1 protein-coding gene is annotated in these 305 nt (G+C 64.6%); it reads right to left on the bottom strand.

The annotated features are described in order from the left end of the window. Positions 1-15: 15 nt before the first annotated feature. On the bottom strand, positions 16-305 hold a 290-nt coding region (locus IH26_RS61845; RefSeq protein ID WP_030443835.1), incomplete at its 5' end, for a cellulose-binding protein.

Raw genomic sequence — 305 nt, 5'->3', positions numbered from 1 at the left:
GCACGACGATGATCTTCATGGCCGGGTTCTGGGCCCGCATTGACCGATCAGCTTGGTGAACGCGGTCAGCTTGTCCTGCAGCGGGATGTAGCCGCCCCACATGTCATTGGTGCCGAGGTGCATGAGGACGACGTCCGGCTGGGAGGTAGCCAGCCACGGCGGCAACTGGTCATTGTTTGCGATCCCCGGGGCCGAGTACCCGCCGCGTCCCTCGTGGTCGAAGTCGTAGCAGTAGCCGGGGTTGCAACCGCCGCCGTCCGACTGGGTGCCGACGAAGTCGATGTTGGTGTAGCCGGAGGTCTGCA

Origin of the sequence: Actinoplanes subtropicus (genome assembly GCF_000721705.1) — a bacterium.
GTDB lineage: Bacteria > Actinomycetota > Actinomycetes > Mycobacteriales > Micromonosporaceae > Actinoplanes > Actinoplanes subtropicus.
The sequence above is the reverse complement of the archived record's forward strand: the minus strand, read 5'-3'. Positions and strand labels throughout refer to the sequence as shown.